The sequence below is a fragment of the Streptomyces sp. SID12501 genome (genome assembly GCF_010550245.1).
Lineage (GTDB): Bacteria > Actinomycetota > Actinomycetes > Streptomycetales > Streptomycetaceae > Streptomyces.
Window position 1 is genome coordinate 1 of record NZ_JAAGLU010000746.1, and the last position, 427, is coordinate 427.

At 71.0% G+C, this 427-nt stretch carries 1 protein-coding gene; it reads left to right on the forward strand.

All coding sequences use genetic code 11. The features are described 5' to 3' along the window. Window positions 1-427, forward strand: a 427-nt coding sequence (locus G3I71_RS48250) for an alpha-isopropylmalate synthase regulatory domain-containing protein (protein ID WP_275409461.1), incomplete at both ends; no start/stop codon positions are given.

Genomic DNA, 427 nt, shown 5'->3' on the forward strand with positions numbered 1-427 from the left:
CTGCACGCCTCGGCCATCAAGGTCGACCCCGACCTCTACCAGCACATCGACCCCGAGCGGGTCGGCAACACCATGCGGATGCTGGTCTCCGACATGGCCGGGCGCGCCTCCATCGAGCTGAAGGGCAAGGAGCTCGGCGTCGACCTCGGCGGCGACCGCGCGCTGATCGCCAGGGTCGTCGAGCGGGTCAAGGAGCGCGAGCTCCAGGGCTACACGTACGAGGCCGCCGACGCCTCCTTCGAGCTGCTGCTGCGGGCCGAGGTCGAGGGCCGGGCCCGCAAGTACTTCCGCATCGAATCCTGGCGCGCGATCGTCGAGGACCGCCCGGACGGCACCCATGCCAACGAGGCCACGGTCAAGCTGTGGGCCAAGGGCGAGCGGATCGTCGCGACGGCCGAGGGCAACGGCCCGGTCAACGCCCTCGACC